General features: G+C 47.2%; 13 protein-coding genes and 3 rRNA genes. 14 read left to right on the forward strand and 2 right to left on the reverse strand.

The features are described 5' to 3' along the window. Positions 1 to 550: 550 nt before the first annotated feature. The 3 genes from BXP28_RS17640 (at position 551) to rrf (ending at position 5,678) form a co-directional block, all read left to right on the forward strand. Positions 551 to 2,105: ribosomal RNA gene (locus BXP28_RS17640) — 16S ribosomal RNA — on the forward strand. A 241-nt stretch (positions 2,106 to 2,346) separates the two neighbouring features. After that, positions 2,347 to 5,327 (forward strand): 23S ribosomal RNA (locus tag BXP28_RS17645). 234 nt (positions 5,328 to 5,561) lie between these two features. After that, positions 5,562 to 5,678 (forward strand): 5S ribosomal RNA (rrf, locus tag BXP28_RS17650). The 16S, 23S and 5S rRNA genes sit together here, the layout of an rRNA operon. Positions 5,679 to 5,885: 207 nt before the next feature. On the opposite strand, the gene BXP28_RS17655 is transcribed toward rrf, so the two are convergent. Continuing rightward, entirely contained in the window at positions 5,886 to 6,401 is a 516-nt protein-coding gene (locus BXP28_RS17655) for a hypothetical protein (RefSeq protein WP_024095464.1), read from the reverse strand. Between the two features lie 166 nt (positions 6,402 to 6,567). Here BXP28_RS17655 and BXP28_RS17660 point away from each other — a divergent pair, with 166 nt between their 5' ends. The 10 genes from BXP28_RS17660 to rsmI all read left to right on the forward strand — a co-directional run bounded on the left by BXP28_RS17660 (position 6,568) and on the right by rsmI (position 13,917). Next, positions 6,568 to 6,753, forward strand: coding sequence for a sigma factor G inhibitor Gin (locus BXP28_RS17660; protein WP_024095463.1), 186 nt, complete (start codon positions 6,568 to 6,570; stop codon positions 6,751 to 6,753). A 194-nt stretch (positions 6,754 to 6,947) separates the two neighbouring features. After that, on the forward strand, positions 6,948 to 8,417 hold the full coding sequence (locus BXP28_RS17665) for an aminotransferase class I/II-fold pyridoxal phosphate-dependent enzyme (RefSeq protein WP_230460608.1): 1,470 nt from the start codon (positions 6,948 to 6,950) through the stop codon (positions 8,415 to 8,417). Between the two features lie 70 nt (positions 8,418 to 8,487). Further along, positions 8,488 to 9,153: a dTMP kinase gene (gene tmk / locus BXP28_RS17670; protein WP_023482261.1), complete on the forward strand. Its 666-nt coding sequence runs from the start codon at positions 8,488 to 8,490 to the stop codon at positions 9,151 to 9,153. A 32-nt stretch (positions 9,154 to 9,185) separates the two neighbouring features. Then, the gene (darA, locus tag BXP28_RS17675) at positions 9,186 to 9,515 is read left to right on the forward strand and encodes a cyclic di-AMP receptor DarA (RefSeq protein ID WP_036655561.1); all 330 of its coding nucleotides are present in this window, start codon (positions 9,186 to 9,188) and stop codon (positions 9,513 to 9,515) included. Positions 9,516 to 9,561: 46 nt separating this feature from the next. Then, positions 9,562 to 10,008 (forward strand): YaaR family protein, encoded by a 447-nt coding sequence (locus BXP28_RS17680; protein WP_036655559.1) that lies wholly within the window; start codon positions 9,562 to 9,564, stop codon positions 10,006 to 10,008. A gap of 51 nt (positions 10,009 to 10,059) precedes the next feature. Continuing rightward, the gene (gene holB, locus BXP28_RS17685; protein WP_023482258.1) at positions 10,060 to 11,025 is read left to right on the forward strand and encodes a DNA polymerase III subunit delta'; all 966 of its coding nucleotides are present in this window, start codon (positions 10,060 to 10,062) and stop codon (positions 11,023 to 11,025) included. A gap of 2 nt (positions 11,026 to 11,027) precedes the next feature. Beyond that, complete coding sequence (locus BXP28_RS17690; RefSeq protein ID WP_023482257.1) at positions 11,028 to 11,837, forward strand: PSP1 domain-containing protein; 810 nt, start codon at positions 11,028 to 11,030, stop codon at positions 11,835 to 11,837. 18 nt (positions 11,838 to 11,855) lie between these two features. Next, positions 11,856 to 12,191: a DNA replication initiation control protein YabA gene (gene yabA / locus BXP28_RS17695; protein WP_023482256.1), complete on the forward strand. Its 336-nt coding sequence runs from the start codon at positions 11,856 to 11,858 to the stop codon at positions 12,189 to 12,191. A 90-nt stretch (positions 12,192 to 12,281) separates the two neighbouring features. Then, complete coding sequence (locus tag BXP28_RS17700; RefSeq protein WP_036655555.1) at positions 12,282 to 13,037, forward strand: tRNA1(Val) (adenine(37)-N6)-methyltransferase; 756 nt, start codon at positions 12,282 to 12,284, stop codon at positions 13,035 to 13,037. 10 nt (positions 13,038 to 13,047) lie between these two features. Then, positions 13,048 to 13,917, forward strand: a complete 870-nt coding sequence (rsmI, locus tag BXP28_RS17705; RefSeq protein ID WP_023482254.1) for a 16S rRNA (cytidine(1402)-2'-O)-methyltransferase — start codon at positions 13,048 to 13,050, stop codon at positions 13,915 to 13,917. Between the two features lie 124 nt (positions 13,918 to 14,041). On the opposite strand, the gene BXP28_RS17710 is transcribed toward rsmI, so the two are convergent. Next, positions 14,042 to 14,296 carry an AbrB/MazE/SpoVT family DNA-binding domain-containing protein gene (locus BXP28_RS17710; RefSeq protein ID WP_023482253.1) on the reverse strand — a complete coding sequence of 85 codons (255 nt, stop codon included), beginning with the start codon at positions 14,294 to 14,296 and terminating at the stop codon, positions 14,042 to 14,044. A gap of 346 nt (positions 14,297 to 14,642) precedes the next feature. On the opposite strand from BXP28_RS17710, the gene BXP28_RS17715 reads away from it, so the two are divergent. After that, positions 14,643 to 15,908 (forward strand): HD domain-containing protein, encoded by a 1,266-nt coding sequence (locus BXP28_RS17715; protein ID WP_023482252.1) that lies wholly within the window; start codon positions 14,643 to 14,645, stop codon positions 15,906 to 15,908. Positions 15,909 to 15,927: the final 19 nt, after the last annotated feature.

The following is a 15,927-nucleotide window of genomic DNA, read 5'->3' on the forward strand; positions in this document are numbered from 1 at the left end:
AAATTGAATTTTTCTGTACCATATGTGGGTGGAAGGATTCCTTTCTGCTGTTTTATTGCCGGCGTTTGCCCCGTTTATCCGCATGAATATTTTTGGTTCCTTGATAATTCCCGTCATGCGTATTGTTCTCGACCACGTGCATCCCTCCTGTATTTATCAGTCATTTTTATTGTTTGTTATTTCATTATTCGGTATGCACCTAATAGGAATAAATTGTAAGATAATACCTGTTGCAAAAGAAACGGAATCGTGGTAAATTAAATGAGCTGCTTCGGACGGGCTGTTCGAAGTAAAAGGAAAACGGGCTCGAAGAGAGCAAATTTAATAATTTGGAAGAAATTGCCCTTGCAATTGACCCGGAAATATGTTAATATGAAATTCCTGTTGTCATGAAACAAATGACAAATTGTCGAAACGCTACTGGCAGCATGATTGTCCTTTGAAAACTGAACAACGAGTGATAAAGCGGGTCACGCAAAGTGACTAAGAGAAGAAATTCTCGTCAGCAAAGTATAGTTGAGCAATCAGCTCATTCGATAAAGAAACAACTTTATTGGAGAGTTTGATCCTGGCTCAGGACGAACGCTGGCGGCGTGCCTAATACATGCAAGTCGAGCGGACCTTGTGTTTCCTTCGGGAGACGCCAGGTTAGCGGCGGACGGGTGAGTAACACGTAGGCAACCTGCCTGTAAGACCGGGATAACTTGCGGAAACGTGAGCTAATACCGGATAGCTGGTTTCTTCGCATGAAGAAGTCATGAAAGACGGGGCAACCTGTCACTTACAGATGGGCCTGCGGCGCATTAGCTAGTTGGTAGGGTAACGGCTTACCAAGGCGACGATGCGTAGCCGACCTGAGAGGGTGAACGGCCACACTGGGACTGAGACACGGCCCAGACTCCTACGGGAGGCAGCAGTAGGGAATCTTCCGCAATGGACGAAAGTCTGACGGAGCAACGCCGCGTGAGTGATGAAGGTTTTCGGATCGTAAAGCTCTGTTGCCAAGGAAGAACGGCCAGGGGAGTAACTGCCCCTGGAGTGACGGTACTTGAGAAGAAAGCCCCGGCTAACTACGTGCCAGCAGCCGCGGTAATACGTAGGGGGCAAGCGTTGTCCGGAATTATTGGGCGTAAAGCGCGCGCAGGCGGTCTTTTAAGTCTGGTGTTTAAGCCCGGGGCTCAACCCCGGTTCGCACTGGAAACTGGGAGACTTGAGTGTAGGAGAGGAAAGTGGAATTCCACGTGTAGCGGTGAAATGCGTAGAGATGTGGAGGAACACCAGTGGCGAAGGCGGCTTTCTGGCCTATAACTGACGCTGAGGCGCGAAAGCGTGGGGAGCAAACAGGATTAGATACCCTGGTAGTCCACGCCGTAAACGATGAATGCTAGGTGTTAGGGGTTTCGATACCCTTGGTGCCGAAGTTAACACAGTAAGCATTCCGCCTGGGGAGTACGGTCGCAAGACTGAAACTCAAAGGAATTGACGGGGACCCGCACAAGCAGTGGAGTATGTGGTTTAATTCGAAGCAACGCGAAGAACCTTACCAGGCCTTGACATCCCTCTGACCGGTTTAGAGATAGACCTTTTCCTTCGGGGACAGAGGAGACAGGTGGTGCATGGTTGTCGTCAGCTCGTGTCGTGAGATGTTGGGTTAAGTCCCGCAACGAGCGCAACCCTTGATCTTAGTTGCCAGCACGCAGAGGTGGGCACTCTAAGATGACTGCCGGTGACAAACCGGAGGAAGGTGGGGATGACGTCAAATCATCATGCCCCTTATGGCCTGGGCTACACACGTACTACAATGGTCGGTACAACGGGAAGCGAAGGAGCGATCCGGAGCCAATCCTCAAAAGCCGATCTCAGTTCGGATTGCAGGCTGCAACTCGCCTGCATGAAGTCGGAATTGCTAGTAATCGCGGATCAGCATGCCGCGGTGAATACGTTCCCGGGTCTTGTACACACCGCCCGTCACACCACGAGAGTTTACAACACCCGAAGTCGGTGAGGTAACCGCAAGGGGCCAGCCGCCGAAGGTGGGGTAGATGATTGGGGTGAAGTCGTAACAAGGTAGCCGTATCGGAAGGTGCGGCTGGATCACCTCCTTTCTATGGAGTACAGAAATGTACAAGAAGGCTTTACTCACTCGTTGTCAGTTTTGAAAGGGCGACCTTTCAACCCTTGTACCTTGAAAACTAGATAGCGAAACAAAGCGAGAACTTAGAACATCCTTAATATAAAGCGAAGTGTTTCGTTTGAAGTGAGCGACTTTGCAGATGAATGTTCACCTTACGTGTGATTGAAAACATTCAGGTGCAGCGAAAGCCCTTCAAAGAAATACAAAGCATAGGTTAAGCTGGTAAGAGCACACGGAGGATGCCTAGGCGCTAGGAGCCGAAGAAGGACGTGGCGAACAACGATATGCCCCGGGGAGTCGTAAGCAGACTTTGATCCGGGGATGTCCGAATGGGGGAACCCGGCTGCGGTTATGCGCAGTCACTCACTTCTGAATCCATAGGAAGTGAAGAGGCAGACCAGGGGAACTGAAACATCTAAGTACCCTGAGGAGAAGAAAACAATCGTGATTCCGTCAGTAGCGGCGAGCGAAAGCGGAGGAGCCCAAACCAGAGAGCTTGCTCACTGGGGTTGTGGGACACCTTATACGGAGTTACAAAGGAGCAGATTAGGCGAAGAGGTCTGGAAAGGCCTGCCACAGAAGGTAACAGCCCTGTAGCTGAAAGTCTGCTCTCTCCAAGGTGGATCCCGAGTACGGCGGGACACGGGAAACCCCGTCGGAATCCGGCAGGACCATCTGCCAAGGCTAAATACTCCCTAGCGACCGATAGTGAAGCAGTACCGTGAGGGAAAGGTGAAAAGCACCCCGGGAGGGGAGTGAAAGAGAACCTGAAACCGTGTGCTTACAAGAAGTCAGAGCCCTATGATTTTCTTCGGGAAATCAGGGTGATGGCGTGCCTTTTGTAGAATGAACCGGCGAGTTACGCTTGCATGCAAGGTTAAGGTGAAGAGCCGGAGCCGCAGCGAAAGCGAGTCTGAACAGGGCAAAGCATAAGCTTACGAAGTAGCAATACTTTGTATTGCTTGGAAGTATGCAGGCGTAGACCCGAAACCGTGTGATCTACCCCTGTCCAGGGTGAAGGTGAGGTAACACTCACTGGAGGCCCGAACCCACGAATGTTGAAAAATTCGGGGATGAGGTGGGGGTAGCGGAGAAATTCCAATCGAACTCGGAGATAGCTGGTTCTCCTCGAAATAGCTTTAGGGCTAGCCTCGGGTTAGAGTGATGGAGGTAAAGCACTGATTGGGTGCGGGGCCCGCCAAGGGTTACCAAGTCTAGTCAAACTCTGAATGCCATCCACTCGGTGCCCGGGAGTCAGACAGTGAGTGCTAAGATCCATTGTCAAGAGGGAAACAGCCCAGATCATCAGCTAAGGTCCCCAAGTGTGTGTTAAGTGGGAAAGGATGTGGAGTTGCACAGACAACCAGGATGTTGGCTTAGAAGCAGCCACCATTTAAAGAGTGCGTAATAGCTCACTGGTCGAGTGACTCTGCGCCGAAAATGTAACGGGGCTAAATACACCACCGAAGCTATGGGTCCTAATTAAGGGCAGTAGGGGAGCGTTCCAAGCAGCATAGAAGGTTGACCGTGAGGACAGCTGGAGCGCTTGGAAGTGAGAATGCCGGTATGAGTAACGAAAAGATCAGTGAGAATCTGATCCGCCGAAAGCCTAAGGGTTCCTGAGGAAGGTTCGTCCGCTCAGGGTAAGTCGGGACCTAAGGCGAGGCCGAAAGGCGTAGTCGAAGGACAACAGGCAGAAATTCCTGTACCACCAAACACCGCTATGAGCGATGGGGTGACACAGTAGGGTAGGGACGCAAGCTGATGGAAGTGCTTGTCCAAGCAGTGAGGCTGGTGTGCAGGCAAATCCGCACACGATGAAAGCCGGGCTGTGACGGGGAGTGAAAATAGCAGTAGCGAAGGTCTTGATCTCACACTGTCAAGAAAAGCCTCTAGCCAGGTGCAGGTGCCCGTACCGCAAACCGACACAGGTAGGCGAGAAGAGAATTCTAAGGCGCGCGGAAGAACTCTCGTTAAGGAACTCGGCAAAATGACCCCGTAACTTAGGGAGAAGGGGTGCCCCGGTAGAGTGAATAGCTCGAGGGGGCCGCAGTGAATAGGCCCAAGCGACTGTTTAGCAAAAACACAGGTCTATGCGAAGCCGCAAGGCGAAGTATATGGGCTGACGCCTGCCCGGTGCTGGAAGGTTAAGGGGAGTGGTTAGGGCTTAAGGCCCGAAGCTATGAACCGAAGCCCCAGTAAACGGCGGCCGTAACTATAACGGTCCTAAGGTAGCGAAATTCCTTGTCAGGTAAATTCTGACCCGCACGAATGGCGTAACGACTTGGGCGCTGTCTCAACGAGAGATCCGGTGAAATTTTAATACCTGTGAAGATGCAGGTTACCCGCGACAAGACGGAAAGACCCCATGGAGCTTTACTGCAGCTTGATATTGGACTTTGGTACGATCTGTACAGGATAGGTGGGAGCCTAAGAAGCCGGAGCGCCAGCTTCGGTGGAGGCAGCGTTGGGATACCACTCTGATCGTATCGGAGTTCTAACCCGGGACCGTGAACCGGTTCGGGGACAGTGTCAGGTGGGCAGTTTGACTGGGGCGGTCGCCTCCTAAAGAGTAACGGAGGCGTCCCAAGGTTCCCTCAGAATGGTTGGAAATCATTCGAAGAGTGCAAAGGCAGAAGGGAGCTTGACTGCGAGACCTACAAGTCGAGCAGGGACGAAAGTCGGGCTTAGTGATCCGGTGGTACCGCATGGAAGGGCCATCGCTCAACGGATAAAAGCTACCCTGGGGATAACAGGCTTATCTCCCCCAAGAGTCCACATCGACGGGGAGGTTTGGCACCTCGATGTCGGCTCATCGCATCCTGGGGCTGAAGTAGGTCCCAAGGGTTGGGCTGTTCGCCCATTAAAGCGGTACGCGAGCTGGGTTCAGAACGTCGTGAGACAGTTCGGTCCCTATCTGTCGTGGGCGCAGGAAATTTGAGAGGAGCTGTCCTTAGTACGAGAGGACCGGGATGGACGTACCGCTGGTGTACCAGTTGTTCCGCCAGGAGCACAGCTGGGTAGCTATGTACGGAAGGGATAAGCGCTGAAAGCATCTAAGCGTGAAGCCCGCCTCAAGATGAGATTTCCCAAGTAGTAAGACCCCTTGAAGACGACGAGGTAGATAGGTTGGGGGTGGAAGCGCAGCAATGCGTGGAGCTGACCAATACTAATCGGTCGAGGGTTTATCCTAAAGAAACAACTGTTCTAAGTACACTTTGCTTCGCTGCTAGTTTTCAGGGTGCAAGAGGCTGGTTCAAGCTGCATGCCTTTTCTAAGGCAGGATATTTTCTCGCAGCCTGATCGAAGCAGTAACGCTTCGAAAAATCCGATCTGAATGGCCATATTTTGCTTCGCAAAAATGGTAGTCTAAGGTAGGATATTTTTTCGCAGTCTGATCGAAGAAGCAATGCTTCGAAAAATCCGGTTTGGTGACGATAGCGGAAGGGAACCACGCGTACCCATCCCGAACACGGCCGTTAAGCCTTCCAGCGTCGATGGTACTTGGACCGAAGGGTCCTGGGAGAGTAGGACGTTGCCAAGCAATAAGAAAACCTTTTTGGAACTAATCCAAAAAGGTTTTTTTGTTTTAATGATTTTTCACCATTAAGACTCGAGACGCGTATACTTTCTTTATATTTTCTGAGTGAAGGGGAGAGTGAGGCTAGGGATTTAGTTGGACACTTTGGATGCAAAAGTAAGATAACCAAAAGGTGGTATCAACTTCCCTAGCGTAAGTTATAACAGGAGACTATTGACGGTAGCAAGATAGTGTCCACCGGGTTATGAGCACCCATGAAACATCCTTGAGCTGTTTGCAGCGCATCAGAAAGAAAAACCGCGGTAACAGAATCCAGAGGTGGAAAAAGAACAGATCTCCCCGCACTAGTACAGGCAGCCAAACAAAAAAAGCTAATATAACCAATCCTCCTATGGCAAATACGTGCAAGTGCAGTTTCATCATTGTAGTGTATTTAACATATTTGGTTGGGAGATAGCCCACCCAAAGCAACTGGTACTGCCAGGTCCAGCCTGTATCTGGACGGTAAGGTCCTATTTTTACCAATGCCATTAATAAAAGGGCATGAAGCAGGAAGATAACCCCTGCGCTTAAGACACTTAAACCTGCATCTATAAATGAGACTGTTTTCAGACACCAGACCAATGCGGTTAAGGCATACAAGCTTCCGAACAAAGGGTTCATTTTAAACTTTCGGAGCAGCGTATATTCATAAATTGTGGCTTCTTGAGAAAGTGGATGCTGCAAATAGATCTTCCTTTCTAAGACAGGTAGTACCATAATTATCGGTAGGATAGGCTCTATTTGTTATGGAATGGAAGACTCTTTTTTAGATAAGGTTTAAGAGAAGAGATTCTGGGTATACTAGAATGAAAACGGATTCTAAGAATTGCAAAAAGGACGGGATGATCCGATGGAAAAGCCGGTGGTATGCACATGCACCTGTATTATTTGCGGCAGGGAAGAAACCGATGGCATTACGGTATTGGACGGTTTTATTTGCGAAGCATGTGAGGCAGAAATGGTGCGCACCGATGTATGCGATACCAAATATCCTTTTTTTGTTCATCAAATGAAAAAGTATCTGTTAAAAAAGTAAATTACTTTATTTAATTACCCAGATTTCAATGGCCCTTTTGCGGCCTTTTTTTCTTGTAACCCTGACAGTCAGCTTCCCTTCCATGTTTACTTTGAAAAATATGGAACTGCCTTTTCATAATATTGAAGTCAAGAAAAATTCCCCTTCTGGTATAATCAAGAGAAACAGAAAAACAGGAAGGGAGATTATTACTGTTGCTACCAAGACACAGAGCCCCTTTATATGAACAAATGATCCAACATGCAGACGGGAATCCGGCCAGCTTCCACGTACCCGGACATAAATCGGGGCGGGGAGCCATGAACTGGCAAGCCCCGTTTTACGAATCGATCCTAAAGATCGATTATACAGAAATTCCCGGGCTGGATGATCTCCATCAGCCTGAAGGTGCGATCCGCGAAGCCCAGGAACTGGCTGCCGATTGCTTTGGTGCCGAAGAAACGCACTTTCTGGTCGGTGGCAGCACCGTAGGAAATCTCGCCATGATCCTCTCCGTATGCCGGAGGGGGGATTTACTTCTTGTGCAGCGGAATGCTCATAAGTCTATTATTCACGGCTTAATGCTGGCCGGTGTGCGGGCGGTTTTCCTAATACCGCAGTGGGATCAGGAGAGCGGTATAGCGGCCGGTGTGCGTCTGGAAGACGTCTCGTCAGCTTTATGTACCTATCCCGAAGCCAAAGGACTGTTGATTACCAATCCAAATTACTTCGGGATGGGACAGCAGTTAAAACCGATTGCCGACCTTATGCACGCTCATGGTAAGCCTCTGCTGGTAGATGAGGCCCATGGTGCTCATTACGGATTTCATCCCGAGCTTCCGCCTTCCGCTCTTTCCTCCGGGGCAGATGCGGTCGTACAGTCCACACATAAAATGCTGACGGCCATGACGATGGGGGCCATGCTGCACGTTCAAGGCAGCTTGATTGACCGGTCTGAGATTAAACGGCAGCTAACAATACTGCAAAGCTCCAGTCCGTCGTATCCTATTTTGGCTTCCCTGGATTTGGCCCGGCGCCAGATGCACATACAGGGGGAAGCGGATATCCAGAAGGGGATGGATACCGTACGATTCTTTCGCAAAAGGATGGAGGAACTTCCCCGGTTTGAGATAGTATCACCTACTGTTAATAGTGTTTTTGATACGCTGGACCCATTTAAAATAACCGTCTCTGACCGCCGAGGCGTAATGAGCGGTCCGGAAATCCAGAGAAACCTTGAGTCTAAAGGGTGTTATGTGGAACTGGCAACACCTCGGCAGGTACTGCTTCTATTCACCCTGGCTTCTACTCAAGAAGAAGCGGCCCGGGCTAGTAATGCCTTCCGCCGTATGGAGTCTGATTTTTGTATCAATAAGGAGGAACTAAAGGCCCAGGCAGCGAATATGATGAATAACCCTCATGTTTCGTCAATATCCGCCCCGGTTGTCTTTGATCTCCATCCTAATACTGAACGGATTAACCAAAGCCGCAGTGTTCCCATTCATCAAGCTGCCGGCCTGTATTCGGCTGAGATGGTGATTCCTTACCCGCCGGGTATTCCGGTCTTGTACCCAGGTGAACTAATTACAACTGAAACTGCCCGGTATTTGGAGGAATTGGCCGTTCAAGGTATTCGTTTTCATGGATCAAGAGAGGCCACAGCCGGATATTTGCAGGTATACTAAGGGTCCAAGATATAACTGGCAAAGCTGGGTTATCGCAGCTATGTTTCAGCTGAATTTTTAGGAGGGTAATGTGAAAGGAGTATTTGTAACATTCGAAGGACCGGACGGATCAGGAAAAACAACTCAAATCCGCCTTTTAGCAGACGCTTTAAATAAACAGGGGTTTCAGGTACTCCAGACCCGGGAGCCGGGAGGGACGCCGATCAGTGATCAGATCCGTTCCCTTATCCTTTCTCCCGAACACCAGGAGATGAAGGATCAGACAGAGGTGCTGCTGTATGCTGCCTCCCGTGCCCAGCATGTACATGAAGTTATCCTTCCCGCTCTGAAACAAGGAAAGATTGTTCTTTGCGATCGCTTTATTGATGCCAGTCTGGCTTATCAGGCCTATGGGCTTGGAATAGAATTTGAAAGCGTGATAGAAGTCAACAGGTTTGCCAGCTCCGGACTTCTGCCGAACAGGACTTACCTGCTGGATGTGCCGGTGGAGATTAGTCGAAGTAGGCTGACCCGGCGTGAAGAGGGACTTGATCGCATTGAACAAAAAGGAAGGGATTACCACCAACGTGTAAGGGAAGGATTCCATCAAATCTATAAAGAAAATCCCGAACGAATCTGTCTGATCGAAGCCGAAGGAAATGTGGAGGATATCGCCCTCCGGATTCAAACCGACTTTTTTAGTTGGCTCAAAGGCAAAATAGGGAAAATGTTGCTGGATGGGTCTCATTTTTCTTAAAATCAGGTATAATGAAAAGGGAGGAATCAACCATGAAATTAGTAATTGCCGTAGTGCAGGATAAAGACAGCAACCGTCTGTCCAATGCCCTGATTAAGGAAGGGTTTCGCGCCACTAAGCTGGCGAGTACGGGCGGTTTCCTAAGAGCGGGCAACACGACGTTCATGATCGGGATCGAAGATGAGCGCGTCAATGAAGTGTTCGAGGTCATTAAGGCCAACTGTAAAGTACGCGATCAACTAGTTACCCCAGTATCTCCCATGGGGGGAACTGCCGATTCCTACATTCCTTTCCCTGTAGAAGTTCAAGTCGGCGGCGCTGCAGTGTTTGTTCTGCCGGTGGAAAACTTTGAGCATTTCTAAACAGATCATATAGATAAACGATATTCCCAACAAAAGGAGGCCCCAGGTGAAAATTAACCCAGGGTGGCATCCCACCAGTAAAAATATGAAAGTTTCGGAAAATCCGGTGCCATCCCATACTTCTCTGAAAAATTTTTCCGAAATGATGATCCGGCATGATAATAAGGTCACCCAGGAGCAGCTTGTCCGCCTATTCGAGCAAATCGGTCTGCAGGGTGACCGTCTTTCTAGGAATATGACCCTCAGAGAACTCAGAGAGTATAAACTTCTGGTTAAAAAGTTTCTGGAGGAAACAGCGCGCCGCGGGGTCCATCTGAAGGACACACGCGGATGGGACCGCCGAGGGAGAAGCAAGAGGTACAAACTGCTTGAAGAGGTAGATGCGGAACTGCTTCAAATGGCGGATGAACTTCTGGAGACCGAACAGGGCCGGATTAACTTATTGCACCAGATTGGTGAAATTCGTGGGATGTTAATACACTTTCTTTACTAAGCACATGATGGTTGATCCGCCTTAAGAAATTCGGACGGAGTGTATTCAGCTATGTCTTTTCAGTCTATACGTGGACAAGCCACGGCTAAGCGAATGCTGCAAAACAGCTTACGGGAAGATAAAATTTCCCATGCCTATATTTTCAGCGGACCAGTAGGTACGGGCCGCAAACAAATGGCAATAGAATTTGCCAAAGCGATCTATTGTTTGAATGGAGACGGTGATTCCTGCGGAGAATGCAGAGAGTGCCGCAAGGTTGAACATGGGAATCACCCAGATTTATATATGATAGAACCTGATGGGGCTTCGATTAAAATCGATCAGATCCGGGAGCTGCAAAAGGAATTCTCCTATAAATCGGCTTCTTCGAGTACCAAGATATATATAGTAAGTGAAGCAGAAACAATGACAACTCAGGCAGCTAACAGCCTGCTCAAGTTTTTGGAAGAACCCGTGTCACAAGTAGTGGCGATTCTCATTACGGAAAACGGACATGCCTTGCTTCCAACTATCCAATCGCGGGCTCAGTGGATTTCATTTACTCCTATGCCACGTGCTGAAATGACACGCATATTAATCGAAGAAGGTTTTCCTGAGATACTGGTTCGCTCTGCCGTCCAGATGACGGCTGGGGTCCAACTCATAGAAGCAAATTGGTTTGCAGAGATGAGAAACCTAGTGATACAATTACTGAAAGAGACTTTAACCAGATTTCCCTTATCATTCATCACAGTACAGCAGAAGCTGATCAAAACCAATTTGAACGAGCATATGCCTGTCCTGTTTGATTTTATTATCTTATGGTTGAAGGATATGGTGCGCTTGCGTCTTGGACGCAATGAGCCTTTTGTATATATGGATCAATTGGACTGGATGAGTTCCCTCGCATTCAGTCGGGATGTGACAGACTGGGTGCAAATGATGGAGCAGGCTGTTGAACTTCAAAAACGCTTGCGTTCTAACGCCAATCCGCAGTTGGTCATGGAGAAAATGCTTGTGGGGATACAGGGGGTGTAGAATTGTACTCAGTTGTAGGTGTCCGCTTTAAAAAAGCGGGTAAGATATATTATTTTGATCCTCTTGAACTGCCGATCGAAAAAGAACATGCCGTTATTGTCGAAACGGCCCGAGGGATCGAATACGGAAAGGTTGTTATTGGCAAGAAGACAGTTCAGGAGCAGGATGTGGTACTGCCTTTAAAAAAAGTTATTCGCATTGCTGATCAGGCGGATTCCGTTTTAGTGGAAGAGAATAAGAAGGCAGCCAAAGATGCTTTCTCGATCTGTCTGGACAAAATTAGACAACACCAGCTCAAAATGAAATTGGTGGATGTGGAATATACGTTTGACCGAAATAAAATTATCTTTTATTTTACGGCTGAAGGCCGGGTCGATTTCCGGGAATTAGTCAAAGACCTGGCCAGCATCTTCAGAACCCGGATTGAACTCAGACAAATCGGTGTTCGTGATGAAGCCAAAATGCTTGGCGGAATAGGCCCATGTGGCCGGATTCTGTGCTGCTCGTCCTTTCTGGGGGATTTTGAACCTGTGTCCATTAAGATGGCCAAAGACCAGAACCTTTCCCTAAATCCTACCAAAATTTCCGGATTGTGCGGTCGGTTAATGTGCTGTCTGAAGTACGAGCATGACAACTATGAAAGTGCCAAAGATACCCTGCCTACTGTTGGGAAAATGGTCATTACTTCTTATGGGAATGGTAAGGTCCTGGCACTTAATATGAATGCCAAAACCGCCAAGGTGCAGTTATTTGAACTCGGTAAAATAATGGATTTACCGTTCGATGACGTGGTAGAACAAGAAGTAACGTAAATGCACTGAGGTGAAACAGTGGATAAACAGGATATTTTTGTTGAAGTCGGACAAATTGAAGAGCAAATGGGCAAGGCCTATGAAGAATTAGGCGCACTCAAGAAGAAAATTATTGCCCTGCTGGAGGAGAATAAGCATTTAATGCTTGAAAATCAGCAGCTTCGTGCCGTCCTTCAAGAAAAGGAAAACGAATATATTCAGCGAACGTCTAAAGAAGATGTACCGAGCATTGGAGAAGGGCATGATAATCTCGCCAGGCTTTATAATGAAGGCTTCCATATCTGCAATGTGTACTATGGCCATCTTCGGACGGAGGGAGACTGCTTGTTCTGCCTATCCTTTTTGAATAAATAATGCGGGTATACTCCCGCAGGAGCGTCGGGTACACACCGTAGGGGACCTCTCTACGGTTTTTTCTATATGTACAAGGAGAAAGGAGTTACTATGACAAGGGTTCCCTTACTACCACAAGAACGCATCGATGATTTGTTGACACATGGCCTGCACATTATTCAAAGCGAAGAGGTCTTCAGTTTTTCCTTAGATGCGGTGCTGCTTGCCCGGTTTTGCACGGTGCCAAACAAGGGGAAAATTATGGACTTATGCACGGGGAATGGTGTTATTCCTTTGCTGCTTTCCACTAGAACTAAAGCCCATATATGGGGTATTGAGATTCAACAAAAACTGGCAGATATGGCTATGAGAAATGTGGATCTCAACATGCTGCAGGAGCAGCTTCATATGATTCATGGTGATCTTCGCCACATTTACCAAGTTCTCGGAACGGGACAGTTTGACTTGGTGACTGTTAATCCACCCTATCTGCCTGTACCGACAGGAGAAAAAAATAAAAATGAACATGTGGCCGCTGCCAGACATGAAATTTTTTGTACCCTGGAAGATGTGATTGTCGTTGCTTCCAAATTGTTGCGCACAGGTGGAAAAATGGCCATGGTACACAGGTCCAGCCGTCTGGTAGACATTTGTTTTTTGATGAGACAGTACCGGATTGAGCCGAAACGTATCCGGTTTATTCATCCGCGTATAGGGGAAGAAGCCATGATGGTTCTTATAGAAGGAGTGAAAGATGGCAAGCCTGAAATTAGGACCCAACCCCCCCTCATCGTTTATAACGAGCAGAATGAGTATTGTGATGAACTTATGGCAGTCTATTACGGGGAAAGAACAGCATTGGAATGAGGGGATATAGATGAAGATACAAAAAAGCTATCAGAATACGGAAAGCGGGGGGGTCTTATATTTAGTAGGAACACCTATCGGTAACCTGGAAGACATTACATACCGGGCTGTCCGTATTTTACAGGAGGCGGAGATTATAGCGGCTGAGGATACGAGACAAACCCGCAAGCTTTTAACCCATCTCGGTATATCGGGACGGTTGGTCAGTTATCATGAACATAATAAGCGGGCCAGTGGTCCTGAATTGATCCGCCTGATGAAAGAGGGAACTACTATAGCCCTGGTCAGTGATGCGGGGCTTCCTGCCATCTCCGATCCAGGGACGGATTTAGCCCAGATGGCCATGGAAGAGGGGATTCCTGTTATTCCCATTCCCGGTCCTAATGCAGCTTTATCTGCACTAATCGCTTCGGGGATGCCGACAGATGCTTTTACATTCCTGGGATTCATGCCAAGGGATCGAAAAAGGCTGGAAGAGCACCTTAAACGGTGGAAGCATGTGTCTTCAACCTTCTTACTGTACGAGTCCCCTCACCGTATTATCAAAACGCTGGAAGGAATAGAGGAACATTGGGGGAATAGGCAGATATGCCTGGCTAGGGAACTGACTAAACGGCATGAAGAATTTGTCAGAGGCTCAGTTCGTGAATGTTTGGCCCATTTGGAGGAATATCCACCAATAGGAGAATATTGCCTAATTATGGAAGGAACTGGAGAGGCGGATGCCGAAGAAGAGATATGGTGGAAAAAATTATCACTGGAGGAACATGTAGCCCACTATCTTGCCCTGCACGGAAACAAGAAAGAAGCGATCAAACAAACGGCTGCCGACCGGAAATTGCCCAAACGGGAAGTATATAATCATTTGCTGGATTCTTAATCCCAGAAAAAAAGATCTCTAGTTCACAGTGAAAATATCACCGGAACTAGAGATATCAAGGAGATATGAAAAAGGTTAGAATTACCAATAGAAAAATTGCTCTTTCTATTATAACCTATATTCTTTATTTTGTCACAGGGATTGGCATTTCAGACAAACAATTTTGGCAAACGATTTTGCCTTTGAAGTAAGTTACGTTTTCAGCGTTGCCGCAGAAAATACAAGCAGGCTCGTATTTTTTCAACATAATGCGCTCGCCGTCTACGTAAATTTCCAGAGCGTCTTTTTCACCAATGCCTAAAGTACGGCGAAGTTCGATTGGGATGACTACCCGTCCTAATTCGTCAACTTTTCTTACAATACCAGTAGATTTCATCATCTATGATTCTCCTTCCAATTGCTGAATCGTCAATATTCGACATTCTTTTTCTTTATTAACTATACCAACCATTCCCAGTTTAGTCAACCAGTACATTGGATCTTTAGCTGACTTTAGCTGACATAACATTAAAAATTCACAAATTCGCTATGGGTCGAAACCAATTTAAGCCTTGATATATAAGGGACTTTAGAATAAACTATTATCCAATAACAGGCAATGACAAATTTCACAAGCTTCTTAGACGGGACGGGGAATTGGAAATGTCTCTATTTATGTTTTTCGACAATAATCTACATAACTATCGATTCTATAGATCAGATTCGACAAAGGTGGTGTTAAGACAGTGAGGGAAGAAAAAGTATTCAAGGACCCTGTTCATCATTATGTATATGTCAAGGATCGCCTGATTTGGGACCTTATCAATACAAAAGAATTTCAGAGATTGAGGCGTATTCGCCAACTGGGTACTTCTTTCTACACTTTTCATGGTGCGGAACATAGCCGTTTTTCACATTCGTTGGGTGTATATGAGATTACCCGAAAAATTATATCCCAGTTTGAAAGAAACGATTATGAGGATTGGCCTAAGGAGGAGCGTCTTCTTTGCCTGTGCGCTTCCTTGCTCCATGATTTGGGACACGGACCATTCTCTCATTCCATTGAAAAAGTGTTCGGTACGAATCACGAAGAATGGTCCTGCCGCATGGTACTGGAAGATACAGAAGTAAACCGGGTACTGAAGCAGGTTTCTCCGGATTTTCCCCAGAAAGTAGCGGACGTTATAAAGAAAACTTATCAGAAGGAGATTGTCGTCAGTCTGGTATCAAGTCAGCTGGATGCGGACCGGATGGATTATTTGCTCCGCGATGCTTATTTCACAGGTGTAAACTATGGCAAGTTTGACTTAGAGCGCATTCTCCGGGTAATCCGTCCTTACAAGGAACATATTGTAGTAAAAGAAAGCGGCATGCACGCTGTGGAAGACTACCTAATGTCCCGGTACCAAATGTATTGGCAAATTTATTTTCACCCCGTAACCCGGAGTGCTGAAATCTTGTTGCACAAAATATTTATGCGCGCCAAGCATTTATATGAGGGGGGCTATACATTCCATTTTATGCTGGAACCGGTCCGTAGTCTCCTGAGTGGGCATATAACTATAGACTCTTATTTTATGTTGGATGAATCTCTTGTTCAAACTAATCTGATCTATTGGATTAACGAAAAGGATAAGATTCTGTCTGACTTGTGTCACCGTTTCATTAATAGACGTTTGTTTAAATACATAACAGTAGACGGTCCTCACCCCGATTTGTTGGGAGAGATTCAGGAGGCTTTGGAAGACCTCGGCAAGGATCCGAATTATTATAGTGAAGTGGATTTCCCCTCCGATCTTTCTTATGATGTTTATAAGCCCGGTGAAAAAGACGAAAAACTTCCTATCCTGCTCCTGAACCGGAAAGAAGAGCTCACCGAAATCTCCAAAAAATCGGAAATTGTCCGTTCGATCAGTGGACTTCAGGCAGGAAAACGCCATATTTATTACCCGGAGGAATTGCTTTTAAATATCCGGACCTCTAATTTGAAACAGTGGTTAAACAAGGGTTAGCAAACCTACATTTTTTTGA

The organism is Paenibacillus larvae subsp. larvae (assembly GCF_002003265.1).
Lineage (GTDB): Bacteria > Bacillota > Bacilli > Paenibacillales > NBRC-103111 > Paenibacillus_H > Paenibacillus_H larvae.